The 26,522-nt window shown below is 71.5% G+C and carries 29 protein-coding genes and 1 riboswitch; of the genes, 15 read left to right on the top strand and 14 right to left on the bottom strand.

Annotated elements, in window-relative coordinates:
• Positions 1 to 57: 57 nt before the first annotated feature.
• From CRP56_RS06150 to CRP56_RS06140, 3 genes are read right to left on the bottom strand one after another with little or no spacing between them, the layout of a single operon-like run.
• Positions 58 to 915, bottom strand: a complete 858-nt coding sequence (locus CRP56_RS06150) for a TIGR03621 family F420-dependent LLM class oxidoreductase (protein WP_097261048.1) — start codon at positions 913 to 915, stop codon at positions 58 to 60.
• A 44-nt stretch (positions 916 to 959) separates the two neighbouring features.
• Positions 960 to 3,527, bottom strand: coding sequence for an ABC transporter permease (locus CRP56_RS06145; RefSeq protein ID WP_097261046.1), 2,568 nt, complete (start codon positions 3,525 to 3,527; stop codon positions 960 to 962).
• 4 nt (positions 3,528 to 3,531) lie between these two features.
• Positions 3,532 to 4,401: an ABC transporter ATP-binding protein gene (locus tag CRP56_RS06140; RefSeq protein ID WP_097261044.1), complete on the bottom strand. Its 870-nt coding sequence runs from the start codon at positions 4,399 to 4,401 to the stop codon at positions 3,532 to 3,534.
• A gap of 217 nt (positions 4,402 to 4,618) precedes the next feature.
• On the opposite strand from CRP56_RS06140, the gene CRP56_RS06135 reads away from it, so the two are divergent.
• Positions 4,619 to 4,846: an antitoxin gene (locus CRP56_RS06135; protein WP_059198316.1), complete on the top strand. Its 228-nt coding sequence runs from the start codon at positions 4,619 to 4,621 to the stop codon at positions 4,844 to 4,846.
• Positions 4,847 to 4,889: 43 nt separating this feature from the next.
• Positions 4,890 to 5,228 (top strand): fic family toxin-antitoxin system, toxin component, encoded by a 339-nt coding sequence (locus CRP56_RS06130; RefSeq protein ID WP_097273765.1) that lies wholly within the window; start codon positions 4,890 to 4,892, stop codon positions 5,226 to 5,228.
• Positions 5,229 to 5,240: 12 nt separating this feature from the next.
• On the opposite strand, the gene CRP56_RS06125 is transcribed toward CRP56_RS06130, so the two are convergent.
• Complete coding sequence (locus CRP56_RS06125) at positions 5,241 to 5,921, bottom strand: class I SAM-dependent methyltransferase (RefSeq protein WP_097261042.1); 681 nt, start codon at positions 5,919 to 5,921, stop codon at positions 5,241 to 5,243.
• Positions 5,922 to 5,995: 74 nt separating this feature from the next.
• On the bottom strand, positions 5,996 to 6,682 hold the full coding sequence (locus CRP56_RS06120; protein WP_097261040.1) for an esterase/lipase family protein: 687 nt from the start codon (positions 6,680 to 6,682) through the stop codon (positions 5,996 to 5,998).
• Positions 6,683 to 6,797: 115 nt separating this feature from the next.
• On the opposite strand from CRP56_RS06120, the gene CRP56_RS06115 reads away from it, so the two are divergent.
• Positions 6,798 to 9,104, top strand: coding sequence for a helix-turn-helix transcriptional regulator (locus CRP56_RS06115; RefSeq protein WP_097261038.1), 2,307 nt, complete (start codon positions 6,798 to 6,800; stop codon positions 9,102 to 9,104).
• Between the two features lie 10 nt (positions 9,105 to 9,114).
• Complete coding sequence (locus CRP56_RS06110) at positions 9,115 to 9,576, top strand: DUF7919 family protein (protein WP_097261036.1); 462 nt, start codon at positions 9,115 to 9,117, stop codon at positions 9,574 to 9,576.
• Here the strand turns inward: CRP56_RS06110 and bioD are convergent, their stop codons facing one another.
• Genes bioD through bioB form a run of 3 tightly spaced genes read right to left on the bottom strand, consistent with a single transcriptional unit; the run spans position 9,577 to position 12,770 of the window.
• Positions 9,577 to 10,293, bottom strand: coding sequence for a dethiobiotin synthase (bioD, locus tag CRP56_RS06105; protein ID WP_097261033.1), 717 nt, complete (start codon positions 10,291 to 10,293; stop codon positions 9,577 to 9,579).
• 1 nt (position 10,294) lies between these two features.
• Positions 10,295 to 11,569 carry an adenosylmethionine--8-amino-7-oxononanoate transaminase gene (locus tag CRP56_RS06100; RefSeq protein WP_097261031.1) on the bottom strand — a complete coding sequence of 425 codons (1,275 nt, stop codon included), beginning with the start codon at positions 11,567 to 11,569 and terminating at the stop codon, positions 10,295 to 10,297.
• Positions 11,562 to 12,770 (bottom strand): biotin synthase BioB, encoded by a 1,209-nt coding sequence (gene bioB, locus CRP56_RS06095; RefSeq protein WP_097261029.1) that lies wholly within the window; start codon positions 12,768 to 12,770, stop codon positions 11,562 to 11,564. The genes CRP56_RS06100 and bioB overlap by 8 nt, the downstream gene beginning before the upstream one ends.
• A gap of 147 nt (positions 12,771 to 12,917) precedes the next feature.
• Between bioB and CRP56_RS06090 the strand changes: the two genes are divergently transcribed.
• Complete coding sequence (locus tag CRP56_RS06090) at positions 12,918 to 14,051, top strand: 8-amino-7-oxononanoate synthase (RefSeq protein WP_097261027.1); 1,134 nt, start codon at positions 12,918 to 12,920, stop codon at positions 14,049 to 14,051.
• Between the two features lie 41 nt (positions 14,052 to 14,092).
• Here the strand turns inward: CRP56_RS06090 and CRP56_RS06085 are convergent, their stop codons facing one another.
• Both CRP56_RS06085 and CRP56_RS06080 read right to left on the bottom strand, forming a co-directional pair.
• Positions 14,093 to 14,314, bottom strand: coding sequence for a DUF397 domain-containing protein (locus CRP56_RS06085; RefSeq protein ID WP_097261025.1), 222 nt, complete (start codon positions 14,312 to 14,314; stop codon positions 14,093 to 14,095).
• Positions 14,315 to 14,323: 9 nt separating this feature from the next.
• Positions 14,324 to 15,193: a helix-turn-helix domain-containing protein gene (locus CRP56_RS06080; RefSeq protein ID WP_097261023.1), complete on the bottom strand. Its 870-nt coding sequence runs from the start codon at positions 15,191 to 15,193 to the stop codon at positions 14,324 to 14,326.
• A 212-nt stretch (positions 15,194 to 15,405) separates the two neighbouring features.
• On the opposite strand from CRP56_RS06080, the gene CRP56_RS06075 reads away from it, so the two are divergent.
• Entirely contained in the window at positions 15,406 to 15,864 is a 459-nt protein-coding gene (locus tag CRP56_RS06075) for an ATP-binding protein (protein WP_097261021.1), read from the top strand.
• Between the two features lie 77 nt (positions 15,865 to 15,941).
• Here the strand turns inward: CRP56_RS06075 and CRP56_RS06070 are convergent, their stop codons facing one another.
• From CRP56_RS06070 to CRP56_RS06060, 3 genes are all read right to left on the bottom strand, one after another.
• On the bottom strand, positions 15,942 to 16,415 hold the full coding sequence (locus tag CRP56_RS06070; protein WP_097261019.1) for a C40 family peptidase: 474 nt from the start codon (positions 16,413 to 16,415) through the stop codon (positions 15,942 to 15,944).
• Between the two features lie 3 nt (positions 16,416 to 16,418).
• A riboswitch (cyclic di-AMP (ydaO/yuaA leader) is annotated at positions 16,419 to 16,598 on the bottom strand.
• A gap of 370 nt (positions 16,599 to 16,968) precedes the next feature.
• Entirely contained in the window at positions 16,969 to 17,277 is a 309-nt protein-coding gene (locus tag CRP56_RS06065; RefSeq protein ID WP_097261017.1) for a hypothetical protein, read from the bottom strand.
• Positions 17,278 to 17,284: 7 nt separating this feature from the next.
• Positions 17,285 to 17,920, bottom strand: a complete 636-nt coding sequence (locus CRP56_RS06060; protein WP_097261015.1) for an ATP-dependent Clp protease proteolytic subunit — start codon at positions 17,918 to 17,920, stop codon at positions 17,285 to 17,287.
• A gap of 64 nt (positions 17,921 to 17,984) precedes the next feature.
• On the opposite strand from CRP56_RS06060, the gene CRP56_RS06055 reads away from it, so the two are divergent.
• Positions 17,985 to 18,272, top strand: a complete 288-nt coding sequence (locus CRP56_RS06055; protein ID WP_097261012.1) for a type II toxin-antitoxin system Phd/YefM family antitoxin — start codon at positions 17,985 to 17,987, stop codon at positions 18,270 to 18,272.
• A gap of 72 nt (positions 18,273 to 18,344) precedes the next feature.
• Here CRP56_RS06055 and CRP56_RS06050 read toward each other — a convergent pair whose 3' ends face one another.
• Complete coding sequence (locus CRP56_RS06050; RefSeq protein WP_097261010.1) at positions 18,345 to 19,358, bottom strand: hypothetical protein; 1,014 nt, start codon at positions 19,356 to 19,358, stop codon at positions 18,345 to 18,347.
• 137 nt (positions 19,359 to 19,495) lie between these two features.
• Here CRP56_RS06050 and CRP56_RS06045 point away from each other — a divergent pair, with 137 nt between their 5' ends.
• From CRP56_RS06045 to CRP56_RS06010, 8 genes are all read left to right on the top strand, one after another.
• Positions 19,496 to 20,158: a TetR/AcrR family transcriptional regulator gene (locus CRP56_RS06045; RefSeq protein ID WP_097273763.1), complete on the top strand. Its 663-nt coding sequence runs from the start codon at positions 19,496 to 19,498 to the stop codon at positions 20,156 to 20,158.
• Between the two features lie 111 nt (positions 20,159 to 20,269).
• Positions 20,270 to 20,572, top strand: a complete 303-nt coding sequence (locus CRP56_RS06040) for an urease subunit gamma (protein WP_010355509.1) — start codon at positions 20,270 to 20,272, stop codon at positions 20,570 to 20,572.
• Between the two features lie 11 nt (positions 20,573 to 20,583).
• Positions 20,584 to 20,895 carry an urease subunit beta gene (locus CRP56_RS06035; RefSeq protein WP_059198332.1) on the top strand — a complete coding sequence of 104 codons (312 nt, stop codon included), beginning with the start codon at positions 20,584 to 20,586 and terminating at the stop codon, positions 20,893 to 20,895.
• Positions 20,888 to 22,609: an urease subunit alpha gene (locus CRP56_RS06030; protein WP_097261008.1), complete on the top strand. Its 1,722-nt coding sequence runs from the start codon at positions 20,888 to 20,890 to the stop codon at positions 22,607 to 22,609. The genes CRP56_RS06035 and CRP56_RS06030 overlap by 8 nt, the downstream gene beginning before the upstream one ends.
• 15 nt (positions 22,610 to 22,624) lie before the next feature.
• The gene (locus tag CRP56_RS06025; protein ID WP_097261006.1) at positions 22,625 to 23,299 is read left to right on the top strand and encodes an urease accessory protein UreF; all 675 of its coding nucleotides are present in this window, start codon (positions 22,625 to 22,627) and stop codon (positions 23,297 to 23,299) included.
• A gap of 27 nt (positions 23,300 to 23,326) precedes the next feature.
• Positions 23,327 to 24,004 (top strand): urease accessory protein UreG, encoded by a 678-nt coding sequence (gene ureG / locus CRP56_RS06020; protein ID WP_097261004.1) that lies wholly within the window; start codon positions 23,327 to 23,329, stop codon positions 24,002 to 24,004.
• The gene (locus tag CRP56_RS06015; protein ID WP_097273761.1) at positions 24,001 to 24,756 is read left to right on the top strand and encodes an urease accessory protein UreD; all 756 of its coding nucleotides are present in this window, start codon (positions 24,001 to 24,003) and stop codon (positions 24,754 to 24,756) included. The genes ureG and CRP56_RS06015 overlap by 4 nt, the downstream gene beginning before the upstream one ends.
• Positions 24,757 to 24,885: 129 nt before the next feature.
• Positions 24,886 to 26,481: an alpha/beta hydrolase gene (locus CRP56_RS06010; RefSeq protein ID WP_097261002.1), complete on the top strand. Its 1,596-nt coding sequence runs from the start codon at positions 24,886 to 24,888 to the stop codon at positions 26,479 to 26,481.
• Positions 26,482 to 26,522: the final 41 nt, after the last annotated feature.

The following is a 26,522-nucleotide window of genomic DNA, read 5'->3' as shown; positions in this document are numbered from 1 at the left end:
ACCCCGCGAACGAGACCCGGAATTTCAACATCCGGACAGCGTCAGGACCACACGCGCTCACTTGCCTCCCAGCTCCGCCACGACCGGCGCGAACGCCTCCAGATGCGGCTCCAGCACGGTCAGATAGCTGAACCCGTACGTCTCGCGCAGCGCGAGCACCTTCGCGGTGACCTCCGCCTGGCTGCCGACCAGCAGGATGGGCAGCTCCAGCGCCTGTTCCACGGTGAGGCCCGGGACCCGGTCGACGAGCGGTCGTACGGCTGCCTCCGGATCGTCGGTGACGACCACCATCTGGAGGAGCAGGTTCAGTTCCGCCGGTTCCGCCCGCCCCGCCGCCAGCTCCCGGTACCGGGCGAACCGCGCGTCGAACTCATCGAGGGTCGTCGGCACCAGCTTGCCCTCGGTGCTCCCCGGCACCAGATACGCGCCCGTGAACGCGGCGATGTCCGCGTGCTCGGCGGCGAGCCGCAGCATCCGCTCGCCGTTGCCGCCGAGCAGCAACGGCACCTTCGTGTCGAGGAGGCGCCCCAACTCCTCGACCGTGTGCCGGAGATGGTCCACGCGCGCGCCTGGCGATCCGAAGGGCAGCCCGGCCCGGTCGTGCTCCGCCTGTACATACCCGGTGCCCAGGCCGAGTTCGAGGCGTCCGTCCGTCAGCGCGTCCGTCGTCGCGACCTCGCGGGCGAGCAACGCCGGGTTCCAGAAACCCGCGTTGAGCACGAACGTGCCCAGCCGCGGCCGTTCGGTGGCCGCGGCCGCCGCGACCAGCGCCGGGAACGGCGCGGGCATGCCCAGGTGATCCGGGACGAGGATCACGTCGTAACCGATCTCCTCGGCCCGGCGACACTTGGCGCGCCACTCCGCGGCGGGCGCGGGGTCGATCAGGTTGACGCCGAAGCGGAACGGACGCGGCATGAACTCTCCTCGGACACCGACGACTTGAGGTCACGCCGATTCCATCACTCGTGCGCGATGGCCGCCAGCACATTCATGCGCGATGCACGCAACGCCGGCAGCAGGGCCGCCACGATGCCGACGACCGCCGAACCGACCACGACCGCGACGATCGTCGACCACGGGATGGCGAGCGCGTTCATGCCCTGCAAGGCCAGCACCTGCTGCACGCACACCCCCCACACCAGCCCGAGCGCCAACCCCAGGACCGCGCCGAAGACGGCGATCACCACCGACTCGAGGCGGATCATCCGGCGCAGTTGGCGTCGGCCGAGCCCGATGGCGCGCAGCAGCCCGATCTCCCGGGTGCGCTCCACCACCGACAGGGCAAGGGTGTTGACCACGCCGAGCACCGCGATGACGATCGCGAGGCCGAGCAGCGCGTACACGAGGTAGAGCAGCACGGCGATCTGGTCGTGCACCAGCTTCTTGTAGTCGGCCAGGTCACGGACCTGGACCTGCGGATACGGGTCGAGGGACTTGTCGAGCCGGGCGCGCAGCTGGTCGGCGCTCGTGCCCGAGGCGGCATTCACGTACAGCGCGGAGTCCTGGCCGCCCGGCACGTACTTCTCGACCGTGGCGATGCCGAAGAACAGCCCGCCCTGCATGCCGAACCCGTCCGAGCCGTCCTGGTCGGTGAAGGCGGCGACCTTCAACTCGGTGCGCTGCCCGCCCGGGAACTCCACGGGGAGCGTGTCGCCGATCCTTACGTCGTGGTCCTTGGCGAAGTCGACGTCCATGCCCAGGCTGCCGGGCGCCAGCGCCGCCGCAGAGTCCCCGTCCGCGTACGTGACATGGGCGACGTCGTCCACCTTGTCGTCGTAGCCCGCGGCCGTCGTCTCGATGCGCTTGCCGTCCGGCAGATGCACCGCGAGCGGCGCGAACCGCTGCCGTACGACGAGACCGACGCCCTCGGTGTCGCGCACCGCGTCGGTGACGGTCTGCGAGAACGGCACGAAGTTGCTGTTCTGGACGACGAAGTCGGCGCCCAGTGTCTTGTCGATCTGCTGGTCGAAGGACTTGGACATCGACGCGCTCGCCACCGAAATGCCACCGACCAGGGCGAGGCCCACCATCAGGGCCGCCGCGGTGGCGCCCGTACGACGGGGGTTGCGCAGGGCGTTGCGCTGGCTCATGCGGCCGACCGAGCCGAACAGGGCCGGGAAGGCCGCGCCGAGGACCCGGATCACCGGGCGGACCAGCAGCGGTCCCGCGATCACCGTCGCGATCAGGGTGAGGACGACACCCAGCCCCAGCAGGGACGCGGACGAGGACGTCTTCGTCGCCGTCGCACAGCCCACCAGCGCCGCCGCGCCGAGCGCTCCGACGATCGAGCCCACGATCGCCCGGGTCCTGAGGGGCTTGCCGATGCCCGCGATCTCGGCGTCGGCGAGCGCGGCCATCGGCGAGACGCTCGCCGCGCGCCGCGCGGGCAGATACGCCGCCACGAAGGTGACGCCGACGCCGACGACGTACGCCGCCACGGGGGTTCCCCAACCGACCACCATCTCCGTGGTCTTGAGGTTCATCCCGAAGACACCCATCAGCTTGATCAGCCCGGCCGCGAGCCCGATGCCCGCCGCCAGGCCCAGCGTCGAGCCGACCAGACCGAGCAGGACCGCCTCCGTCAGCACCGAGCGGCGCACCTGCCGGCGATCCGCGCCGAGCGCCCTGAGCAGGCCCAGCTCCCGGGTGCGCTGGGCGATCAGCATGGAGAACGTGTTGACGATCAGGAACACGCCGACCAGCACCGCGATCCCGGCGAAGCCGAGCATCACGTACTTGATGACGTCCAGGAACCCGCCGAGATCCTCCGCGGCGGAGTCGGCCTGCTCGTCGGCGGTCTTCACGTCGTAGGTGCCGGTGTCGAGGGTGGCGGCGATCCGGCTCTTGAGCTGGGCGTCGCTCACGCCGGGGGCGGCGTCCACGGAGATGCTCGTCGCCTTGTCCGCCGAGCCGAGCAGCTGGGTCGCGGCGGTGTCCGGGTCGAGGAAGACGAGGGCCGCGCCCGGGTTGGTGGTGGTGAAGGTGGCGATGCCGACGATGCGGACCTTGAAGGTGCCCGGCTGGGCCAGCACCGTCAGCGTGTCGCCGATCTTCACGTGCTTCTTGTCGGCGGTGTCGGCGTCCAGGAGGGCCTCGCCGGCGCCGCGCGGGGCATGGCCCGAGGTGAGCTTCACCGGGCTGCGGTCGGTGACGTACCAGTCGGCGGCGATGGTGGGGGCGCCGGTGGTCGGGCCGACCGACTCGTTGTCGCTGTCGACGACCGTGATGTTCTCGACGCCCACGTCCGGGTGGGTCGAGGCGACACCGTCGACCTTCGCCACCTGCTGGGCCAGCGCGGCGGGCAGGGTGCGGGCCTCGCCGGTCGGCACCTGGGAGCTGAGGTCGTCCTTCGGCTCGACCGTCACATCGGCGGACGTGGAGGCGAACAGCCGGTCGAAGGTCCGGGTCACCGTGTCGGAGAAGATCAGGCTGCCCGCGACGAAGGCCACGGACAGGACGATGGCCAGCGCGGACAGCAGCAGCCGTCCCTTGTGCGCGAGGAAGCTGCGGAGCGTCGCCTTCAGCACCGATTCAGTCCTTGTCGAGGGAGACGTCGGGGGACGCGTTAGCGGATGTGCCGGGGGATGAGCCGCCGTCGCTCTTGCCCTCGGCCGTGTCGGCCTGGCCGCGGATCACGTCGAACCGCTTCATCCGCTCCAGCACCGCCTCCGCCGTGGGCCGCTCCATCTCGTCGACGATCCGCCCGTCCCCGAGGAAGAGCACCAGGTCGGAGTGGGCGGCGGCGCCGGGGTCGTGGGTGACCATGACGACGGTCTGCCCGAGGTCGTCCACGGCGTCGCGCAGGAAGCCGAGCACCTCCAGACCGGCCCGCGAGTCGAGGTTGCCGGTCGGCTCGTCCGCGAAGATCAGCTCCGGCCGGGAGGCCAGCGCCCGCGCGCACGCAACCCGCTGCTGCTGACCGCCGGAGAGCTGGGCGGGCCGGTGCTTGAGCCGGGCCCGCAGCCCGAGCGTGTCGATGACCTGGTCCAGCCACTTCTCGTCGGGCTTCTTGCCCGCGATGTCCATGGGCAGGGTGATGTTCTCGGCCGCGTTCAGCGTCGGGATCAGGTTGAACGACTGGAACATGAACCCGATCCGGTCCCGCCGCAGCCGGGTCAGCTCGCGCTCCTTCAGCCCCGTGATCTCGGTGTCGCCGAGCCAGACCTGACCGGCGGACACGTTGTCGAGCCCGGCCAGACAGTGCATCAGCGTGGACTTGCCGGAGCCCGAAGGGCCCATGACCGCGGTGAAGCGGCCGCGCGCGATGTCCACGTCCACCGAGTCCAGGGCGAGCACCGTGGTCTCGCCCGAGCCGTACGCCTTGGTCAGTCCGCGGGCGCGGGCCGCGATCCCGTCGGCCGGGGCCTGGCCGGGGGCGTGCTCCGCAGCAGATGTGGACAAGACTGCCTCCTTGCTCGCTGGACGTACCGACGCTCACTGGACGTACCGACTCCCTTGTCCGGCCGAGGGTAATGTGACCCCGCCCACACCCGGTATCCCCCTTGAGTGCAGGGCGGTCTCCACCCCAGGTCGGGCCCCTGATACCGATGTAAGGGGCAATCTCCATCCCCGGGTGGACCCCTTGCCGGTGCTAGCGGTTCGGCGCTAGCGTCGAGGTATGGCGAAGACCCAGCTGAACGTAAGAGTGGACGAGGGCACCGCCCGCGCGGCTCGCGAACGCGCCCTGGCCCGCGGCATGAGCGTCAACCGCTACATCGAAGAGCTGGTCAAGCAGGATGCCGGCCAGGTCGGGCAGACCTTCGTGGAGGCCGCCGCCGACTTCATGAAGCAGTACGAGAACGTGTTCGCCGAGGAGTTCGGCGCCGAGCACGAGGGACGTCGCTGACCTCTTGAGCGACAACGTGACAATCGACCTCGCCTGGCTCCTCATGCTCGCCGAACACAAGACACCGGGTGACCCGCAGGTCGTCGACTGGGGCGCCCTCGTCGCGGCCGTCGCGCGCCACCAGGCCGAGATATTCGACGTACCCGTCTACGACAGCCCGCAGGCCCGCGCCGCAGCCCTGCTCCAACTCCTGATCCACGTACCGGCGTTGGAGCGCTCCAACGCACTGTTCGCGTCCTCCGTCGCCTACGCCTACCTCGTCGCCAGCGGCCTCAAGGTCGTCACCTCGCCCGAACAGGTCCGTGACCTGGCCCGGTTGGTCAAGAGCGGGGAGGCCTCGGTGCACGACATCGCGGAGGAACTGCGGCAGTGGAGCCTGTGAGCGCCGGGCCGCTCACTCGACGGGACGCCAGGCGGTGCCCAGCACGCAGAAGGACGCCGGTGTCCTCGGCCCTCTCTCCGGCATGAACACCCGCCGGTAGGGCCCGAGTTCGAACCCCGCCTCGCGCAGCGAGGCCACCGGCTCCCGGGACAGATGACAGCCCCCGGCGAGCGGCGGCCACACCGTCCGGTCCAGCGCCCGCTGGGTGAAGCGCATCGCCGCTCCGCCGCCCCGGCCGTGCTCGAAGAACCGCAGGACACCACCGGGGCGCAGCACCCGCCGTATCTCCGCGAGCGCCCGCGGCACATCCCGCACGCTGCACAGCACCAGCGAGACCACGGCCGCGTCGAACGCCTCGCTCTTGACCGGCAGCGCCTCCGCGGCGCCCGGCACCACGTCCACGGGCACCTCGGAGCGCAGGGCGGACTCCACCGCCAACTGCCGCAGAGCGCGCTCCGGTTCGATCGCCACGACCTCCGCGACCGTCCGCGGATAGTGCGCGAAGTTCAGTCCGTTGCCCGCGCCGATCTCGATGACCCGCCCGGACAGCCCGGACAGCAGCCGGTCCCGCACCCCGGCCATGCCCCAGCGGGTCTCCGCGCTCACGCTCACGCGGGCGTAGTAACGGGCGAACAGCGGGTGGTGCACGGGATCACTCGGCAACCTGCCCGAGCCGGCGGACCGTAGCGGCATGGCGACCTCCCGAAAGGACGGGCCCTACGGTGATTGTCCCCCGGTACACGGTCCGTGCACCTCCCGCCGGGCAGCTATGCCACGAAGTCGCGCACCTGCTGGTAGACGCCGTAGTCGTTGTTCATGTCGGTGTGCGAGATGCAGCCGACCTCGACATTGGTGGCGCCGCTGAGGACCGCGGTGGTGTCGGGGGTGAGGGCTTCGTCGCAGTCGGACCAGTAGCTGGCGTAACTGACGCTGCCCGGGGTCTCGTCACCGGAGTTGAGCGAGGTCAGGAACGAACTGCCCGTGTACATCTCGGCACACGACGTGTACAGCCAGGAACACCAGGAAGCGGTCGTCGTGCCATGGTTGACGCCGGCCACCGAGACGAAGTCGTCCACGTACGACGTCCCGCCCAGGTTCTTGAGGTAGTAGCGGGAGTTCAGCGCGCCCATCGAGTGCACGACCAGGTCCACCTTCGCGGCGCCGGTCTGCGACAGCACGGTCTTCACGTAACTGGAGAGCTGGCTCGCGGTGGTGACGTTCGACTTGGACCAGTCGTACGAGAACGCGTACAGCTGCGAGGACGTGTAGCCGTCGGCCTTGAAGTCGGCGATCCAGTCGTCCCAGCTGCTCGCGTCACTGCTCAAGCCATGGACGAAGACGATCGGATCGTGGGTCGCGGCCTGAGCGGGGGCCGCGGACAGGGAGAGCGACAGAAGGAACGCGGCGACCACGGCCGAGACGGCCGCTGACGTGCGGCGCATGCGGAGTTGCATGATGCCTCCTGATACGGGTGGGGTTGTCAGGAGGGTGCGGCCGGGTCTACGCGCGCCGCATCGGCGAAATCGCCAGTCTTTACGGGTCAATTAACTCGCCAGTAACGTCGATGGCGTGGTGACTCCGGTGAACCCCCCGCCCCTTGCCCCCACTTCGCCACCGCCGGTCACGGACGCCCGGCAGGCCCTGCTCTCCGCCCTGCCCGAGGGCGTCCGGGTCCGGCTCCTGCACGCCGTGCACGGCGATCCGCGCGCGGCGGCCGAGGCCGTACGGCTGCTCGGCGACCGCCGCTCGGCCGGCCTCGACCCCCTCCCCGCCGAACCCACCGACCTGGCCCCGTCGCTGCTGCGCGCCCACCGCGCGGAGATCCGCGCCCTGCCCGACGACACCCGCCTCCTGCTGCTCCTCGCCGCGGCCGACCAGTACCCGGTCGCCACGCACGCCTTCCTGCGCGCGGTCGCCGCCGCCCGCCTCGACACCCGCCTCCTGGAGGCCGCCGAGGCCGCCGGGCTCGCCCACACACGGGCCGACGGGGTCGTCTTCCGTGACGCCTGGACGAGGATCGCCGCGTACGAGACCGGCTCCCCGGCGGACCGGCGCGACGTCCACCGGCTGCTGGCCCGCGTCCTGCGCACGGAGGGCGAGACAGCGCTGCGCTCCTGGCACCGTGGCGCGGGCGCCCTCGGCCCGAGCGCCAGGCTGGCGGCGGAGCTCACCACGGCCGCCGCGACGGCCCGCGACCAGGGCCGCCTCCCGCTGGCGCGCGCCCTCGCCGAACGCGCGGCCGCGCTGTGCCCCGACCGGGCGGAGCAAACCCGTCTGTTGACACGTGCCGCCGGGTACGCCTGGCAGTCCGGTGCGGGCGACCGGGCGCGGGCCTTGGCGGCGCGCACCGAGGACGACGCGCTGACCGGCGTACTCGCCCTGCGGGCCGGGAACGCGGCCGAAGCGTTCGACGCGCTGCTGACGGCTGTGGTGCGGGAGTCGGAGGAGGGGGGAGGTGATGGGGGCGCGCTCTCGGAGTCGATCGGCCGGAACGTTTCTCCCATACCATCCGCACCATCCGCACCACTGAACACCACGCGCCCCACTCTCCCCACCCTCGACGTCCCCAACCCCGCCCTCCACCTCCTCGCCCGGGCCACCGAGGCCGCCATCTACACCGGTGACCTGCGGCGATGTCGGGAGGCCGACCGGGTGGCGCGGCGGCTCGGGATCGAGCCGCCCGGGACGCTCGGCGGGCTCGCGGCGGCCTTCGAGGGGCGCTACGAGGACGCGCGGGACCTGCTCGGCGCGACGGCCGGGCGCTGCGGCCCCGGCGGCGACCCCACCCTCCTGATCCACGCCGGCATCGCCGCCCTCCTGCTCGGCGACCACACGCGGGCCACCGCCGCGACCGTCCGCGCGGCCGCCTCCGCGCGCGTGCGCGGCGCGACGGTCGCCGTGGCGCAGGCCATGGAGTTCCGTGCCTACGCCGACTTCTGGAGCGGGCGCCCGCGCGCCGGGGAGGCCGCCGCGGCCGACGCGCTCTGGCTGGCGTACGCCACCGGCCAGGACAACGGGGCCTGTCATCTCCAGGCGGCCCTGGCCATGTTCGCGGCGCTCACGGGCGACGCCGACGTGTGCCGGGAACGCGCGGCGACGGCCCGGTCGTACGCCCTCGGGCGCGGTCTCGGTCTGCCCGCCGGGCTAGCCCAGTGGGCGCTCGCCTATCTCGACCTCAGCAGTGGGCGGTTCGCCGCGGCGGCGGCCCGGCTGCGGGCGCTCGCCGGCTTCGGTCCCGGCCACGGTCACCGGGCCATCCGGCACCTGGCCACCCCGCACTACGTCGAGGCGGCCGTCCGCACCGACGACACCCGGGTGGCCCGGGTCGCGCACGCCGACTACCACCGCTGGGCGAGCGCCGTCCGCAGCCCCGACGACCTGGCACTCAGCGCCCGGTGCCGGGCCCTGCTGGCACCGGGCGCCGAAGCGGTCGAGCACTACCGCACCGCGCTCGACCTGCACGCCCGGGGCACCCGCGACTTCGAACGCGCCCGCACGGAGCTGCTGTTCGGCAGTGCGCTGCGCCGGCTGCGGCACCGCACCGAGGCCCGCGACCGCCTGCACAGCGCCCTGGAGGCCTTCGAACACTTCGGCGCCCCGCACTGCGCCGCCCAGGCCCGGGCGGAACTCCGCGCGCTCGGCACCCCCGCACCTCCCGCCTCGGCGGCCCCGGACGACCCCACCACCCGCCTCACCGCCCAGCAGCTCATGGTCGCCCGCATGGCCGCCGAGGGCGCCACCAACCGCGAGATCGCGACGAGGCTGGCCCTCAGCCCCCGCACGATCGACCACCATCTGCGGGGCGTCTTCGCGCGGTTGGGCATCCGGTCGCGCATCGAGCTGGTGCGGTTGCTGGCGGAGGGGGAGGGGATGTGATGATGCGCGGATGTTCTATGAAGACCTGAGCCCGTACGACTACTTCGAGGACGAGACCTTCGCAGCCGAGGGCCGGTCGTTCTTCCGTGTCGGCTTCCGCCCCGCCTACCGGCGGCTGGCCGTGGGCTGGTTGGAGGTCGGCCGCCCCTGTGCGACCGGCCCGGTACCGGCGGCCTTCACGGAGAAGCTGCGGGCGATCATCGCCGTCCAGAGCGTGAACCTGTGCCGGGGCTGGCACTTCTGCGACCTGTGCCCACCGGACGACCCCGCACGCGGAAACGGAGAGATCCGCGTCCCGGGGGCACCCGGAACCGCCTACGCGGCCCCCGTCCTGATCGGCCACTACATCGACGCGCACGCCTATCGGCCACCCCAGGTCTTCGTCGACGCGGTCATGGCGGTGGACCTGGACGCATGGGCCGCCGCAGACGTGCCCTTCTCCTGGGTCCCCGCCGACGCGGACCGCACCTGACTAGGCGGCCTCCCGCCCCCGGAACACCCCCGCGTCCCACACCCCGTCCAGCCGCGGCGCCAGCCAACTCGGTGCCGCCGCGCGGAAGTCGGCCGGTGCCAGCGCGCCCGCGCCCATCGGCAGCGCCCCCAGCAGCGGCGCGTCGGCGACCTCGGGCAGGTCGGTCACATTGCACCGCATCGCCAGATCGGGCGAGTTCGGCCAGCCACCGATGACGACCCCCGCCAACTCCAGCCCCCGGGAGCGAAGTTCACGGGCCGTCAGGTCGGTGGTGTTGAGCGTGCCCAGTCCGGCCGTGGCCACCACCAGCACCGGCGCCGCGAGGAGTTGCGCCGCGTCCGCCAGCGTCCCGCCCGCCTCGTCGAACCGTACGAGCAGCCCGCCCGCGCCCTCGACCAGCACCAGATCGTGCTCGGTGGCGAGTTTGGCGGCCGCCTCCGCGATCTCCTGCGGGCGCACCGGAGCGCGGCCCGCCCGGCGCGCGGCCGTCCCCGGGGCCAACGGCTCGGGGTAGCGGGCGAGCTCGGCCGTCGTGACCGGCCCCGCGAGACGCGCGACCTCCTGAGCGTCGCCCGGCTCGTCGGGCCGTACGCCCGTCTGGGCCGCCTTGAGCACGGCCACCGACCGGCCCGCGGCGACCGCGGCGGCGGCGACCGCGGCGGTCGTGATCGTCTTGCCGACCTCCGTGCCGGTGCCCGTGATCACCAGTACTGACATCTCAACCCTCTCCCGCCGCCGCGCACACGGCCCGCGCGATCCGTGCCACGTCCGCGTCGCCCGTGACGTACGGCGGCATCGTGTAGACGAGGTCGCGGAACGGCCGCAGCCATACGCCCTCGCGCACGGCCGCCTCCGTGGCCGCCTTCATGTCCACCTCGTGATCGAGCTGGACCACGCCGATCGCGCCGAGGACGCGGACGTCCCGGACGCCCGGCAGCTCCCGCGCCGGCGCCAGGCCCTCCGTGAGCCCCGCCTCGATCCGCTTGACCTCGGCCTGCCAGTCCTGCCCGAGCAGCAGCTCGATCGACGCGCAGGCCACCGCCGCCGCGAGCGGGTTGCCCATGAACGTCGGGCCGTGCGCCAGCACCGGGACCTCGCCGCGCGAGATGCCGTCGGCCACACGCGCCGTGCACAAGGTGGCCGCCATCGTCATATAGCCGCCGGTCAGCGCCTTGCCCACACACATCACGTCCGGCGTCACCGCCGCGTGCTCCGCCGCGAACAGCGCGCCCGTACGCCCGAAGCCGGTCGCGATCTCGTCGAAGACCAGCAGCACGTCGTGCGCGTCGCACGCCTCGCGCAGCACCCGCAGATACGCGGGGGAGTGGAACCGCATCCCGCCCGCGCCCTGCACGACCGGCTCCACGATCACCGCGGCCAGTTCGTCGGCGTGCCGCTCGACGAGGGCGCGCAGCTGGTCGGCGTACGACTCCTCGTACTCGGCCGGCGGCGCGTCCGCGAACACCTGGCGCGGGAGCACCCCGGTCCACAGGTCGTGCATCCCGCCCTCGGGGTCGCACACCGACATCGGCTGCCAGGTGTCCCCGTGGTAGCCGCCTCGCCAGGTCAGCAGCCGCTGCTTGCCGCCGCGGCCCAGCGAGCGCCAGTACTGGAGGCACATCTTCGCGGCGACCTCGACGGACACCGAACCCGAGTCGGCCAGGAACACATGCTCCAAGCCTTCGGGTGACATGTCGACAAGGTGCTTCGCGAGGCGTACGGCGGGCTCGTGGGTGAGCCCGCCGAACATCACGTGGCTCATCCGGCCGAGCTGCCCGGCGGCGGCCTCGTTCAGCACCGGGTGGTTGTAGCCGTGGATGGCCGACCACCAGGACGACATGCCGTCGACCAGCTCCCCGGCGGACGTGCGCAGCCGCACCCCGCTCGCCGACTCCACGACGAGCGGTTCCGCACGGCCGGGCATCGGCCCGTACGGATGCCACACATGCCGCCGGTCGAGCTCCAGCAGCTCGGACACGGGCAGCTCAGGCATTGGGCGCGAGATCCGTCCCGGCACCCCGACGGCGTACGGCGACCAGATCCGTGCGCGGCTCGTTGACGTCGGGAACGGCGGCCGGCTCATGGGAACCGCACACGGAACCACAGCCGGTCCCGCACCCCGCCTCGCCATGCGAACCGCACCCGGCCTCGGCATGCGAACCGCATCCGCCCGACGCGGCGGCCACGTCCGCCCGGTGCTGCGGCAGCGTGACCTCGCCCGCGCCCTCCACCTCGAAACCGGCGTCCGCGATCATCTCCAGGTCGGCCTTGCCCGCCTGGCCCTCGGACGTCAGATAGTCGCCGAGGAAGATCGAGTTGGCGATGTTCAGGGCGAGCGGCTGCATCGTGCGCAGATGGACCTCACGGCCGCCCGCGATCCGCACCTCGGCGTCGGGGCAGACGAACCGCACCATCGCCAGGATGCGCAGACAGCGCTGCGGGGTGAGGTTCCACTCCTTGGCCAGCGGGGTGCCCTCGAACGGGATCAGGAAGTTGACCGGAACCGAGTCCGGGTCCAGCTCACGCAGCGAGAAGACCACGTCGACCAGGTCGTCGTCCGACTCGCCCATGCCCGCGATCAGACCCGAGCAGGCCGACAGACCCGCCGCGTGCGCCTTCTGCACGGTGTCGACGCGGTCGGCGTACGTGTGTGTCGTCGTGATGTCGCCGTACGTCGCCTCGGACGTGTTGAGGTTGTGGTTGTAGGCGTCCGCGCCCGCCTCGCGCAGCCGCTCGGCCTGGCCGTCGGAGAGCAGCCCGAGGCAGGCGCACACCTCGACGTTCTCGTTCTGGTCCTTGATCGCCTTGATGGTGCCCGCGACCCGGTCCACGTCCCGGTCCGTCGGACCGCGCCCGCTCGCCACCAGACAGACCCGCTTCGCGCCGCCCGCGAGACCCGCGGCGGCGGCCTTGGAGGCCTCGTCGGGCTTGAGCCAGGTGTACTTCAGGATCCCGGCCTCGGAGCCGAGCCGCTGCGAGCAGTAGGAGCAGTCCTCGGGGCACAAGCCGGACTTGAGGTTGACGAGGTAGTTCAGTTTCACGCGTCGGCCGAACCAGTGCCGGCGCACCTTTCCGGCCGCGGCCACCACGTCGAGCAGGTCGTCGTCGGACGTGGCGAGGACGGCGAGCGCCTCGTCGCGGGTCGGCAGCTCGCGCCGAAGCCCCTTGTCCACCAGCGTGTTCAGCAGGTCCATGAAAGCTGATCCTGTCCTAAGGAGCCGTCTCCGGCCAAGGAGAGTTCGTACAACAGCTGCCATTCGCTGTGTGGGTATTGCCACACAGTGGGCGGCTGCTCGTCCCACTAGTGTCTGTTCGCTGCCTACAAAACCTCCGGAGGACCCATGGCGTTCGGCTGGATCGACCAGCAGGTGCGGGTGCGCACCCGCAGGGGCCTGGTGCGCACCCTGCGCCCGCGCCCCGCCGACTCGCCGCTGCTCGATCTCGCGAGCAACGACTACCTGGGGCTGACCCGTCATCCCGAGGTAGTCGAGGGGGCCGCGCGGGCCGCCCGGACCTGGGGTGGAGGCTCCACCGGATCTCGACTCGTCACCGGCACGACCGAGCTCCATGCTCAGCTGGAACGCGAGCTGGCCGATTTCTGCGGGTTCGAGGCGGCCCTCGTCTTCTCCTCCGGCTACGCGGCCAACCTCGCCGCGGTCACCGCGCTGGCCCCGCTCCGCTCGCTGATCGTCTCCGACGCCGGCAACCACGCCTCGCTGATCGACGGCTGCCGGCTGGCCCGGGGCACCTCGCAGGTGGTGGAACACGCCGACCCGGACGCCGTGCGCAAGGCGCTGGAGACCCATGAGGGTCCGGGCCCGGCCGTCTTCGTGTCCGACACGGTGTTCTCCGTCGACGGCGACGCCGCTCCGCTGGCCGCGCACGCCGAGGCCTGCCGGGAGTACGGCGCCGGTCTGGTGCTCGACGACGCCCACGGCCTCGGCGTCCTCGGCGACGGCGGCCGGGGCGCCCCGCACGCGGCGGGGCTCGCGGGCGCCGACGACGTCGTCGTGACGGTCACGCTGTCCAAGTCGCTCGGCAGCCAGGGCGGGGCCGTGCTCGGCCCGGCCCGGGTCATCGACCACCTGGTCAACACGGCACGGACGTTCATCTTCGACACGGGTCTGGCGCCGGCGGCGGCCGGTGCCGCCCTGTCGGCGCTGCGCCTGCTGCGCCGCGAGCCCGAGCGGGCGGCCCGGGCACGCGAGGTGGCCGCCGAACTGCACGCACGCCTGACCGCCGCGGGTCACGAGGCGGTACGACCGGACGCCGCGGTGGTCTCCGTGCGCGCGCCGTCCCCGGAGGGGGCCGTGCAGTGGGCGGCCGACTGCCGTGCGGCAGGCCTGTCCGTGGGCTGTTTCCGTCCTCCTTCCGTGCCCGACGGCATCTCACGGCTGCGGTTGACCGCCCGCGCGGACCTCTCCGAGGCGCAGATCGAACGCGCTGTACAGGTGATCGGTGAGACACGACCATGAGTCGGCGTGACACGGCCGTGTCCGTTCAGGATCGGAACTGATCAGAACGCGGCCGTGAACTCCGCCCAGCTCTCGGGGGAGAAGAGCAGCGCGGGTCCGGACGGGTCCTTGGAGTCGCGTACGGCGACGAGTCCGGCCCGGGGGCCGGACCCTGGCCGAGCGGTCTCGACACAGTTGTTCGCTCCCGTGCTGTAACTGCTGCGCAGCCAGCCCACGTCGAGCAGATCGGTACTGGTAGGAACGTTCCGAGGCAGTGCAGACATGGTGCCTCCTTACGCGCCGTCACCTATCGCGGCGATGTAATCCAACGAGTCCTCAGGCGAAAGGGCGTGGATCTTGAGGGTGTTGAAGGCCTCGGTGTAGGCCCGGAGGTCTTCTTTCCGCTCGAGGTAGAGGCTACTCGTCAAGTGGTCGAGAACAACCACGTCCAGATCAGAAGTGCGCGAAAATGAGAAGATAACGAAAGGGCCGGTGATGCCGATGTGGGCTCCCGCGGCGAACGGCAGCACCTGAAGCCTGACTTGGGGGAGCCGGGCCGCCTCGACGAGCCGCCGCAACTGCCGGGCCATCACGTCGGGGCCGCCGATCTCCCGGCGCAGCACCCCCTCGTCCAGCACCGCGGCCAGCTCCAGCGGCGGATCGGCCCGCAGTACGTCCTGCCGGGCCAGCCGCACCTCGACCAGCGCGTCGAGCCTTTCGTCGGTCTCGCCGTCGAGGCCGCCGACCGCGGCCCGGGTGACCGCGCGGGCGTACTCGGGCGTCTGCAACAGCCCGGGGACGACGGAGATCTCCAGTGTGCGCATCGCGGTCGCCTGCGACTCCAGGCTGATGAAGTCCCGGTACGTCGGGGGCAGCACCCCGCGGTAGGCGTGCCACCAGTGATGGCGTCCACCGCCCTCGTCGGCCCCCGCCAACACCAGCAGCAACTCCCTGAGTTGGCTGTCGTGGACCTCGTAGACGTCCAGGAGTAACCGCACATCGGCCGGTTTCACCCCGCTGGCGCCGGTCTCGATCCGGCTCACCTTGGACTGGTGCCAGCCCGCCAGCCGGGCCGCCTCACCACTGGTGAGCCCCGCGCCGGTGCGCAACGCACGCAGTTCGGCGCCCAGTTTCCGGCGGCGTACCGCGGGACCGTGCTGCATGGGCTACTCCTTACTCCTTCCGAGCCACCCAAATACGGTCTTCCGTCGGAGAGTTCACCGCTTCGAGCGACAGATATATGCATATCTTGGTGGATCGGCACCGTGACCGGCCTGGTAATGGCAGTCTGGCGAAGAAGCACCAGTCCGGGACCGTACTCGAACCATCCGCTCCGTGTCGGACTGCGGTCCCGTGGGAAAGGGACGACCTCGCCATGGCAGACCATCTGGAAGCATCCGTCACTCTGCCGAGCGATCCCGCCTCGGTCTCCGCGGCCCGCGCCTACGTCCTGAGCACCCTCTCGGAGTGGGGCCTGCCGGCGGACACCGAGGCGGCGGAGACGATCCGGCTCATCGTCTCCGAACTCGCCACCAACGCGGTACAGCACACGTTCGGCCAGTCACCCACCTTCACGGTCGACCTCCAGCTCGACCGTGACGAGCAACTGCGCATCGGAGTCACCGACAGCCACCCACGCTTCCCCAAACGGCTTCCGGCCGCCGTCCAGCAGGACAACGGCCGTGGCATGGTGATCATTCGCTGGCTGACCGCGGAGTGCGGCGGCAAGCTGAGAGTCCGCCCCACCCGCGAGGGCGGCAAGACGGTCTCCATCGAGCTCCCGTGGACGGTACCGGCGCAGCCGGTGTCGGCGGCGGGTCAGCAAGAGCCCTGACCGACGGCGTGTTCAACGGGTCCGGAGGCCCCGCAGGGGTGGCGGCGGGTCAGGTCGCCGCCACCCCCGCGGGAAGGTCACTTGACCCGGCCGTACCAGACGCTCTTCGTCCAGATCTTCTGGAGCTTCACGACCTCTCCGCTCTTCGGGGAGTGCCAGATCTTCCCCTTCCCCGCGTAGATCCCGACGTGGTACACGTTCGACCCCGAGTGGAAGAACACGAGGTCGCCGGCCTTGCGGCTGCCGGCCGAGATGTGGCGGGTCTTGTTGTACTGCTGGGCCGCCGTCCGGGGCAGTTTCTTGCCCGCCTTCTTGTACGAGTACAGCGTGAGCCCGGAGCAGTCGAACCTGTGCGGCCCCGCGGCGCCCCACTTGTACGGGGAGCCCTTCTTGGAAGCCGCGACCTGGAGTGCCTTCGTCGCCGGTGTCGCGGCCGCGGCGTCGGAGGCGACGCCCGGGACCGCGATGGAGCCGCCCACTGCGGCGATGGTGAGGGCCGAGGCGGTACCGGCTCGGGCCATCAGCGACGGGACACGATTGAGCGCAGACATGCGCAACCCTTCGTCAGCCGCCTGTGAAGGATGACCTGTCGGATTCGGGCTGGCGAAGTTGCCCGGCCGCAAACTGCGGCTTCACCCCAAGGGCTGCTCGGAACGGCCGTTGAGCGCTGTTCCGGCGACCCGTCGTGCTTGGGTCCTCCACTCCTGCCGATCCACTCCTGTCGACCGGTCATCCGGGTGGCGGCAGGACTCGGCGTCCACCCGGATCGCCCCGCCGCTGCGGCGGGGGCTTGTCGTCAGACAGGGATCTTCACGTACGGACACACGAAAAACCCAATGGAATCGGGGATTTGTGGCGTTACTCACCACTCACCCGTTCGGGTGGACACTCCTCTGTTCGAGGGACTGTCGAGGGGGTCGAGGAGCCTCGGACCAGCGACGGAGCGACTCATTCCGGCCACGGGCTACGCGCGTTGCGCAACCCTGACGGCCCCACAGAACGACCGGCGACTACTCCAAATGGGGGTACGTCTTTTGGTCCGTTTCAAGCCCGGTCCGGACGCTTCGCCGTCGCGGCCGACGGTCCGGACCGGGTGCGTCCGCGTCAACTGCCGGAGTGCGGCGGCACCGTGACCCGCGCCGTGCGCCGCTCACCGTCCAGGACGCGCAGCGCCTGCGCCAGGGTTGCGGCATGCAGCTCCGTCTCGCCGCGCTGGTGCATCAGCGCCAGCGCGTCACGCAGCTCGGCCGCCTTGGCGACCAGCGCCTGCGCGGCCCGCAGTCCGCGGTAGGTGTCGCCGTGGTGTGCGGGGTTGATCCGGCCGAGCAGATCGACCACGTCGAGATAACGGTCGATCAACTCGCCCTCGGCGCGCGTCAGCGCGGGCAGCGGCGGGAGCTCGGGTGGCAGCATCGCCCGCTCACCGGGTGCCGGGCGCGGGGCGCGAGCCCTTGCGGCTGGGGACGATCTGATCCACCAGGCCGTATTCCAGGGCCTCATGCGCGGTGAGGATCTTGTCCCGCTCGATGTCCTCGGTGACTTGCTCCCGGGTGCGCCCGGTGTGCCGTACGAGCATCTCCTCCAGGCGGTCGCGGACGCGCCCCAACTCCTCCGCCTGGATGGCCAGATCGGAGGCCTGTCCCTCCATCGGCTCGGGCAGCGAGGGCTGGTGGATCACCATGCGGGCACCCGGCAGTGCGGACCGCTTGCCGGGGGTGCCGGCCGCCAGCAGTACGGCAGCGGACGAACCGGCCTGCCCGAGGCAGATCGTCTCCACGTCACAACTGACGAACTGCATCGTGTCGTAGATCGCCGACATGGCGCTGTAGGAGCCGCCGGGGGAGTTGATGTAGAGCGAGATGTCCCGGTCCGGGTCCTGGTACTCGAGGTGCATGAACTGCGCCATCACGTCGTTCGCCGAGATGTCGTCCACCGGGGTGCCGAGGAAGACGATCCGCTCCTCCAGCAGCTTCGAGTACGGGTCCATCGTCTTGCTGCCGGAGCTCGTGCGTTCGGTGAACTCGGGCAGGACATGGCGGGCGGTCGGTCGGGTCATTGGGTACCCCTCCTTCGGCGTCTGTAAAAAATGTACAGGATGTACGTGACGTTATGATGGGGGTATGGCCTACGAGATTCCGGTGACGCAAGCCAGGGCTGAACTCGCCGACCTGATCAACCGAGTGGTGTACGGCGGTGAGCGCGTCGTCGTCACGCGGCACGGCAAGCCGCTCGTCGCCCTGGTCTCCGCCGCCGACCTCGAACGGCTGGAGGAGCTCCAGGAGCTTCCGGAGCCCGCCGAGGAGCAGGTGATCAGCGCGGTCTCGACCGTGCGCGAGCTGTCCTCGCCACCCCGCGAGCCGCAGCGGTTCGGCATCGCGGCCCACCATCGGGGCACGGGCGCCTCCTAGCGGGACACGAAAAAGACCGCACACCCCCGTCCGCTACAGCGGAGGTGCGCGGTCCGTCCCAGAGTGCCCGGGTCAGCCGGCGGGCACCAGCTCCCGTTCGGCCGCGGACGCGGCGCTCTTCTTGCGACCCTTGAGCGCGTTCCCCAGCAGGACGGCACCCAGGCCGAGCGCGGCCCACCAGGTCAGGGTGAGGGCGGGGCCGGTCGCCGCGGCGCCGTCGAAGTACGCCACCGACCTCAGCAGGGTCGCGCTCGCGCCCGGCGGCAGCCACTGGCCGATCGCGCCGGCCGGCTCGGGCAGCAGCTGCGGCGCCGAGGGGGCCGCCGAGAAGGGGTTGCCGAAGAGCATGATCACGCCGGACGCGATCCCGATCCCGGCGGTGCCCAGAAGCGCGGCGAGACCGGCCACGGCACTGCTCACCGCGAGCGTCGCGAGCCCGAACACCCCTGCCTCCGCCCACCAGTTGCCGGTGACGACGCCGAGCCAGCTGTCCGTGATCCCGGCGGCGGCCATGCCCGCCAGGGCCGAGGCGCCGACCAGGGCTACCGCGGCACGCGTCCCGCGCAGTCCGACCGACGTCACCGCCGCCCCCGCGGCGATCCCGGCCAGGGCCAGCGGCAGCACACTGGCGTTCAGGGCCGCGCCGCGCGGGTCCTTCGCGGGCGCCGCCACGACGTCGACCGTCCTGACCTGGGTGCCCTCGGCCGCCGTCGGCTGGGCCACGGCCTGCTGGAGCAGCTGCGCCACCACCGGGCTCGCGGCCGACGCGGTCAGCAGCTCGGGACCCTGGGCGGTGACGACGACCGCCCCGTACACGGTCCGGTCCTCGATGGCGTCCCGGGCGGCGGCCTCGTCCGCGTAGTGGTGGATCTCGAACGCGCCCTTGTGCCGCGCCAGTTGCTGCTCGACCTGGGCGGTCGCGGCGGCCGGACCGGCCACGCCGAGCGGCAGGTCGCGGGGCGCGGTGCGGGCGGCGGGCCAGGCGAAGGCCCACAGGGCGAGGGCCGCGAGGAGCGGGACGAGGACGGCGACCGCGAGGAGGCGGCGGTGGTCGCCGACGGGGGTGGTAGCGGAAGCGGTGGACATGAGGTGGCCTTCCTGGCTCGTACTGGCTCGGAGGGGCTTGGATTTAAAGAGAATGATCGTTCGTTTTTCTTTCTCTCCCACCGTCCTGTCGGGAACGCGTCTTGTCAAGAAGGAACGTTCGTTTTATGTTGATGACCATGGCCCGCGTATCCCAGGAACACCTCGACGCCCGCCGTCGGCAGATCCTCGACGGTGCCGCGGTCTGCTTCGCCCGCAACGGCTTCCATGCCACCTCCATGCAGGACGTGCTGAAGGAGGTCGATCTGTCGGCCGGGGCCGTGTACCGCTACTTCAGCGGCAAGGAGGCCCTCATCGCGGCCATCGTCGAGGAGGTGCTCGGCCAGGTCCGCGCCGGTTTCGCCGAGGCGGCCCTCAGCAGCCCGCCCCCGCCGCCGGACGTCCTGGTGGCGACGGTGCTCGGCCGGGTCCTCGCCACCAAGGAGTTCCTGACCGTGGACGGGCGTCCCGCGTTCCCGCGGCTCGTCGTGCAGGTATGGACGGAGACACTCCGCAACGACGAACTCGCGGCCGTCCTGCGCGACGGCTACGGCGCGGTGCAGCAGGCCTGGGGGCGGATCGTGCAGGCCTACCAGGACGCCGGGCTGATGCGGTCGGACGTGTCCGCGGACCACGTGGCCCGCACCATGATGTCCGCGGCCATGGGCTTCATCGCCCAGCAGGCCCTGTTCGGACCGATGCCGAGCGACATCCTCCAGGACGGGCTGCGGGCGCTGATGAGCGTGCGGGACCTCCCCGGCGACCACCGCCGCGACACATCCGATGGATCACAGCTCGGTTAACTTGCCTGAAACCCGGTCCAACTAGCCTTCCGGCACGCCACCAGGGAGTTTGCCCGGCGGCTGCGGCAACCGGACCCCGCACGGTCCGGAGCGAGGACTGTGAGGTGGGACGTGCAACTGACCCCGCACGAGCAAGAGAGGCTGCTGATCCATGTGGCGGCCGACGTCGCCGAGAAGCGCCGGGCCCGTGGACTCAAGCTCAACCACCCCGAGGCCGTCGCGCTCATCACCTCGCACATTCTCGAGGGCGCCCGTGACGGCCGTACCGTCGCCGAACTGATGGCCTCCGGGCGCAAGCTGCTCACCCGGGACGACGTCATGGAGGGCATCCCCGAGATGATCCACGACGTCCAGGTCGAGGCCACCTTCCCGGACGGCACCAAGCTCGTCACCGTCCACGACCCGATCGTCTGACGGGGGCTGCCATGATTCCCGGAGAGATCCTCTTCGCCGAGGACCCGATCGTCTACAACGAGGGCCGTGAGGTCACCCGTCTGACCGTCCTCAACGCCGCCGACCGGCCCGTCCAGGTCGGCTCCCACTACCACTTCGCCGAGGCCAACCCCGGCCTGGAGTTCGACCGCGCCGCCGCGCGCGGCAAGCGGCTGAACGTCGCCGCCGGCACCGCCGTGCGCTTCGAGCCCGGAATCCCCGTCGACGTCGAACTCGTCCCGCTGGCCGGCGCCCGGATCGTGCCCGGACTGCGCGGGGAGACCGGAGGTGCCCTCGATGCCTGAGATCTCGCGTGCCGCGTACGCCGACCTGTTCGGCCCGACGACCGGCGACCGCATCCGGCTCGCCGACACCGATCTGATCGTCGAGATCGAGGAGGATCGTTCCGGCGGTCCCGGACTCGCCGGTGACGAGGCCGTCTTCGGCGGTGGCAAGGTGATCCGCGAGTCCATGGGCCAGGCGCGTGCTACGCGCGCAGACGGCACCCCGGACACCGTCATCACCGGTGCCGTGATCATCGACCACTGGGGGATCGTCAAGGCCGACGTCGGCATCCGCGACGGCCGGATCACCGCCATCGGCAAGGCCGGCAACCCCGACACCATGGACGGCGTCCACCCGGACCTGGTGCTCGGACCCGAGACCGAGGTCATCGCGGGCAACGGGCGCATCCTCACGGCCGGCGCGGTCGACGCGCACGTCCACTTCATCTGCCCGCAGATCGCCGACGAGGCACTGTCCGCCGGTGTGACGACCCTGGTGGGCGGCGGTACCGGTCCGGCCGAGGGATCGAAGGCCACGACGGTGACGCCCGGTCCGTGGCACCTCGCCCGGATGCTGGAGGCGATGGAGCAGTACCCGCTCAACATCGGCTTCCTCGGCAAGGGCAACACCGTCTCGCACGAGGCGATGCTGTCCCAGATCCGGGGCGGGGCGCTGGGACTCAAGCTCCACGAGGACTGGGGCTCGACGCCGGCCGTCATCGACGCCTCGCTGACGGTGGCGGACCAGACCGGCATCCAGGTCGCCATCCACACCGACACCCTGAACGAGGCCGGCTTCGTCGGGGACACGCTCGCGGCGATCGCCGGACGCGGCATCCACGCCTACCACACCGAGGGTGCGGGCGGCGGGCACGCGCCCGACATCATGACCGTCGTCTCCGAGCCGCACGTGCTGCCGAGCTCGACCAACCCGACTCGGCCGTTCACCGTCAACACCGCCGAGGAACACCTCGACATGCTGATGGTGTGCCACCACCTCAACCCGGCGGTGCCGGAGGACCTGGCCTTCGCCGAGTCACGGATCCGGCCGACGACCATCGGCGCGGAGGACATCCTCCACGACCTCGGCGCCATCTCGATCATCTCGTCCGACGCCCAGGCCATGGGCCGGGTCGGCGAGGTCATCATGCGGACCTGGCAGACCGCGCATGTCATGAAGCGGAAGCGGGGCGCGCTGCCCGGGGACGGGCGAGCCGACAACCAGCGGGTGCGGCGGTACATCGCCAAGTACACGATCAACCCGGCCGTCGCCCAGGGCCTCGCCCGGGAGATCGGCTCGGTGGAGACCGGCAAGCTCGCCGACCTCGTGCTGTGGGAGCCCGCGTTCTTCGGCGTCAAGCCGCATCTCGTCGTCAAGGGCGGGCAGATCGCCTACGCGCAGATGGGCGACGCCAACGCCTCGATCCCGACTCCGCAGCCGATCCTGCCGCGTCCGATGTACGGGGCGATCGGGCGGGCGCCCGCGACCAACTCGTTCAACTTCGTCGCGCCGCTGGCGATCGAGGACGGGCTGCCGGAGCGGCTGCAACTCGGCAAGCGCTTCGTCGCCATCGAGTCGACCCGTGGGGTGACCAAGGCGGACATGCGGGAGAACGACGCCCGTCCCTCGGTGCGGGTCGATCCCGACAGCTTCGCCGTGCACATCGACGGGGAGCTGGTCGAGGCGACTCCGGCGGCCGAACTGCCCTTGGCCCAGCGTTACTTCCTGTTCTGATGGGACGGGATCGCGATGTCTAGGGCCGCACTGCTCGTCCTGGCCGACGGCCGCTTTCCCGCCGGGGGGCACGCGCACTCCGGCGGGGCGGAGGCGGCCGTCAAGGCCGGGCGGATCAACGGGGCTTCGAGCCTGGAGGAGTTCTGCCGGGGGCGGTTGCACACGGCGGGACTGGTGGCGGCGTCCCTGGCCGCCGCCGCCGTACTCGGCGTGGATCCCGGGGAGTTGGACGCGGCGGCGGACGCCCGCACACCGTCGCCCGCGTTGCGGACCGCCGCGCGGAAGCTCGGGCGGCAGCTGATGCGGGCCGCGCGGGCGACCTGGCCCTCGGCCGAACTCGACGCACTGGCACGCGAGTTCCCCAAGGGCGCGCATCAGCCGGTGGTGTTGGGGCTCGCGGCTCGGGCCGCCGGACTGGAGGCCGTCGACGCGGCCTACTGCGCCGCGTACGAGAGCGTGAGCGGGCCGGCGTCGGCGACCGTGCGGTTGCTGAGCCTCGACCCGTTCGACGCCACGGGGGTGCTGGCCCGGTTGGCGCCGGAGCTGGACCGGGTGGCGGACCGGGCGGTGGAAGCGGCGCGCGAGGTCGCCGAGGTGGGCGTCGACGCCCTTCCCGCCGCCTCCGCGCCGTTGTTGGAGATTTCCGCGGAGCTGCACGCCGCATGGGCTGTGCGGCTGTTCGCGTCGTAGTTCGTCGCAGTTGAAGGAGCCGTAATCATGCATCTCGACCACTCCCACGACGGCCCCGCCGCTGTCAGCGCGGACGCGCACCGCCCCGACGGCGCCCGCCGCGCCCTGCGGATCGGCCTCGGCGGCCCCGTCGGTTCCGGCAAGACCGCCACGGTCGCCGCGCTGTGCCGCGCCCTGCGCGACGAGCTGTCCCTCGCCGTCGTCACCAATGACATCTACACCCGCGAGGACGCCGAGTTCCTGCTCCGGGAGGCCGTGCTGCCGCCCGAGCGGATCACCGCCGTGGAGACGGGCGCCTGCCCGCACACCGCGATCCGGGACGACATCTCCGCCAACCTCGAAGCCGTCGAGGACCTGGAGGACGAGGTCGGGCCGCTGGACCTCGTGCTCGTCGAGAGCGGCGGCGACAACCTCACCGCGACCTTCTCGAAGGGGCTCGTCGACGCGCAGATCTTCGTGATCGACGTGGCGGGCGGCGACGACATCCCGCGCAAGGGAGGTCCCGGCGTCACCACCGCCGACCTGCTCGTCGTCAACAAGACCGACCTCGCCCCGTACGTCGGCTCGGACCTCGCCCGGATGGCGGCCGACGCCAAGGCGCAGCGCGCCGAACTGCCGGTCGTCTTCCAGTCGTTGCGGACCGAGGCCGGGGTCACGGACGTCGCCGCGTGGGTGCGCTCGCAGCTCGCCGCGTGGACGGCATGAGCGGCGGCGTACAGGCGACCGCGCGGATCCTCGCCCGCGACGACGGGCGCGGCGGCACCTCGCTTCCGGTGCTGGAGGGCGACGGGCCGCTGGCGCTGCGCCGGACGCGGGGGAACGGCACCGAGGCACGGGTCATGCTCGTCGGCGCGATGAGCGGGCCGCTCGGCGGCGACCACTTCACCGTCCAGGCGACGGTGGAGGAGGGAGCCCGGCTGCACCTCGGGTCGGCCGCCGCCACCATCGCCCTGCCCGGACAGGCCAAGGGCGAGGCGCGCTACGACGTCCGCCTCACCGTCGCCGACGGCGGTGAACTGCACTGGCTGCCCGAGCAGTTGATCTCCGCGAACGGCAGTGAGCTGTACGTCTCGACACAGGTCGACGTCGGTGCGTACGGTCGGCTCGTGCTGCGCGAGGAGCAGGTGCTGGGGCGGGTCGGCGAGGAGCCGGGGCGGCTCGGCAGCCGACTCGTCGTGCGGGTCGGCGGGCGTACCGTGCTGGACCAGGAGCTCGCCTGTGGGCCCGGGGCGCCCGGCGGATGGGACGGCCCGGCCGTGCTGGCGGGGCATCGAGCGGTCGGTCAACTCGTCGTCGTACGACCGGAGTTCGCCGCCGATCCGGCGCCCGCCCGGGTGCTGGGGGACGGCGCCGTGGTGATGCCGCTCGCCGGGCCGGCCGCGCTGGTGAGCGCGGTGGCGCCGGACGCGCTGCGGCTGCGGAGGCTGTTGGACGAGGCCCTGACGTCGCTCGGGTGACGAAGGTCGGTTAGCGAACAACCCTCTCCGGTTATCGGATTGGCAAAGAAGGCAGACGGACCCTGTTGCCAGGGAACCCACAGCCGAGAGGATCTCCGTACTCATCAATGACGTACGGGGAGGTCGCACTTGAAGCGCCACAGACCGACAAGGCGGGCCACGGCGTTCGGCTCCGCCGGAGTGCTCGTCACGGCGACCCTGATAGCCGGGGCCGTGGCGGCGCCCACCGCCAACGCGGGCGCACGGCACGGCCAGGACCGTGAGGCCCGCGGCGTCGCCATCGCCGCCGCCCGGGCCGAGAAGGCCGGCATCGACTGGCAGGACTGCCCCGCCGACTGGGGGCTTGAGAAGCCCATCCAGTGCGGCTGGGTCACCGTGCCGCTCGACTACGCCAAGCCCAACGGCAAGCAGATCAAGCTCGCCGTCGACCACATCGGCAACACCGGGACCCCCGCCGAGCGCCAGGGCGCGCTCGTCTACAACCCCGGCGGACCGGGCGCCTCGGGCCTGCGCTTCCCGCGCCGCGTCACCACCAAGGCACCGGTGTGGGTCAACGTGTCCAAGGCGTACGACTTCGTGGGCTTCGACCCGCGCGGTGTCGGCCACTCGGCGCCCATCTCCTGCATCGACCCGCAGGAGTTCGTGAAGGCGCCCAAGATGGACCCGGTGCCCGACTCCGAGGCCGACAAGCTCGCCCAGCGCAAGCTGGCCCGCGAGTACGCCGAGGGCTGCTACAAGCGCAGCGGCGAGATGCTGCCGCACATGACCACGCCGAACAGCGCACGTGACCTGGACGTCATCCGCGCCGCGCTCGGCGAGAAGAAGCTCAACTTCCTCGGCGTCTCCTACGGCACCTACTTCGGCGCCGTCTACGGCACGCTGTTCCCGGGCCACGTCCGTCGCATGGTCGTCGACAGCGTCGTCAACCCGTCGCGGGAGAAGATCTGGTACGAGGCCAACCTCGACCAGGACGTCGCCTTCGAGAAGCGCTGGAACGACTGGCAGGACTGGGTCGCCGCCAACGACGCCGCCTTCCACCTCGGCACCACACGTGCCGAAGTCCAGGCGAAGTGGCTGGAGTTGAGGGCCACGGCGAAGAAGAGCCCGATCGGTGGTGTGGTCGGCCCGGCCGAGCTGATCGGCTTCTTCCAGAGCGCCCCGTACTACGACTCCGCGTGGGTCTCCACCGCCACGGTGCTCAGCAAGTACTTCGCCGGTGACACCCAGGCGGTCGTCGACGCGGCCGCGCCCGACCTCACCGACACCGCGGGCAACATCTCCTCGGAGAACGGCAACGCCGTCTACACGGCCGTCGAGTGCACCGACGCCAAGTGGCCCACCAGCTGGAAGAAGTGGGACCGGGACAACACCCGCCTGCACAAGGACTACCCGTTCCTCACCTGGGCCAACGCCTGGATGAACCTGCCGTGCGCCACCTGGCCGGTCAAGCAGCAGACGCCGGTGGACGTCAGGACCGGCAAGGGCCTGCCCGGTGTGCTGATCGTGCAGTCCGAGCGGGACGCGGCGACGCCGTACGGCGGTGCGGTCGAGCTGCACAAGCGGTTCAAGGGCTCCCGTCTCATCACCGAGAAGGACGCGGGCTCGCACGGCGTGACCAGCCTGGTCAACCCGTGCATCAACACGCGGGTGGACGCCTACCTGCTCAGCGGCACGCTGGACGCCGCCGACGTGACGTGCGGACCGCACGCCACGCCGAAGCCGTAAGGGTGTGACAGGCAGGGGCGGCCCGCAGACGGGCCGCCCCT

It is taken from the genome of Streptomyces sp. TLI_55 (assembly GCF_900206255.1).
Lineage (GTDB): Bacteria > Actinomycetota > Actinomycetes > Streptomycetales > Streptomycetaceae > Streptomyces > Streptomyces aquilus.
This window is presented reverse-complemented; position numbering and strand designations above follow the sequence as displayed.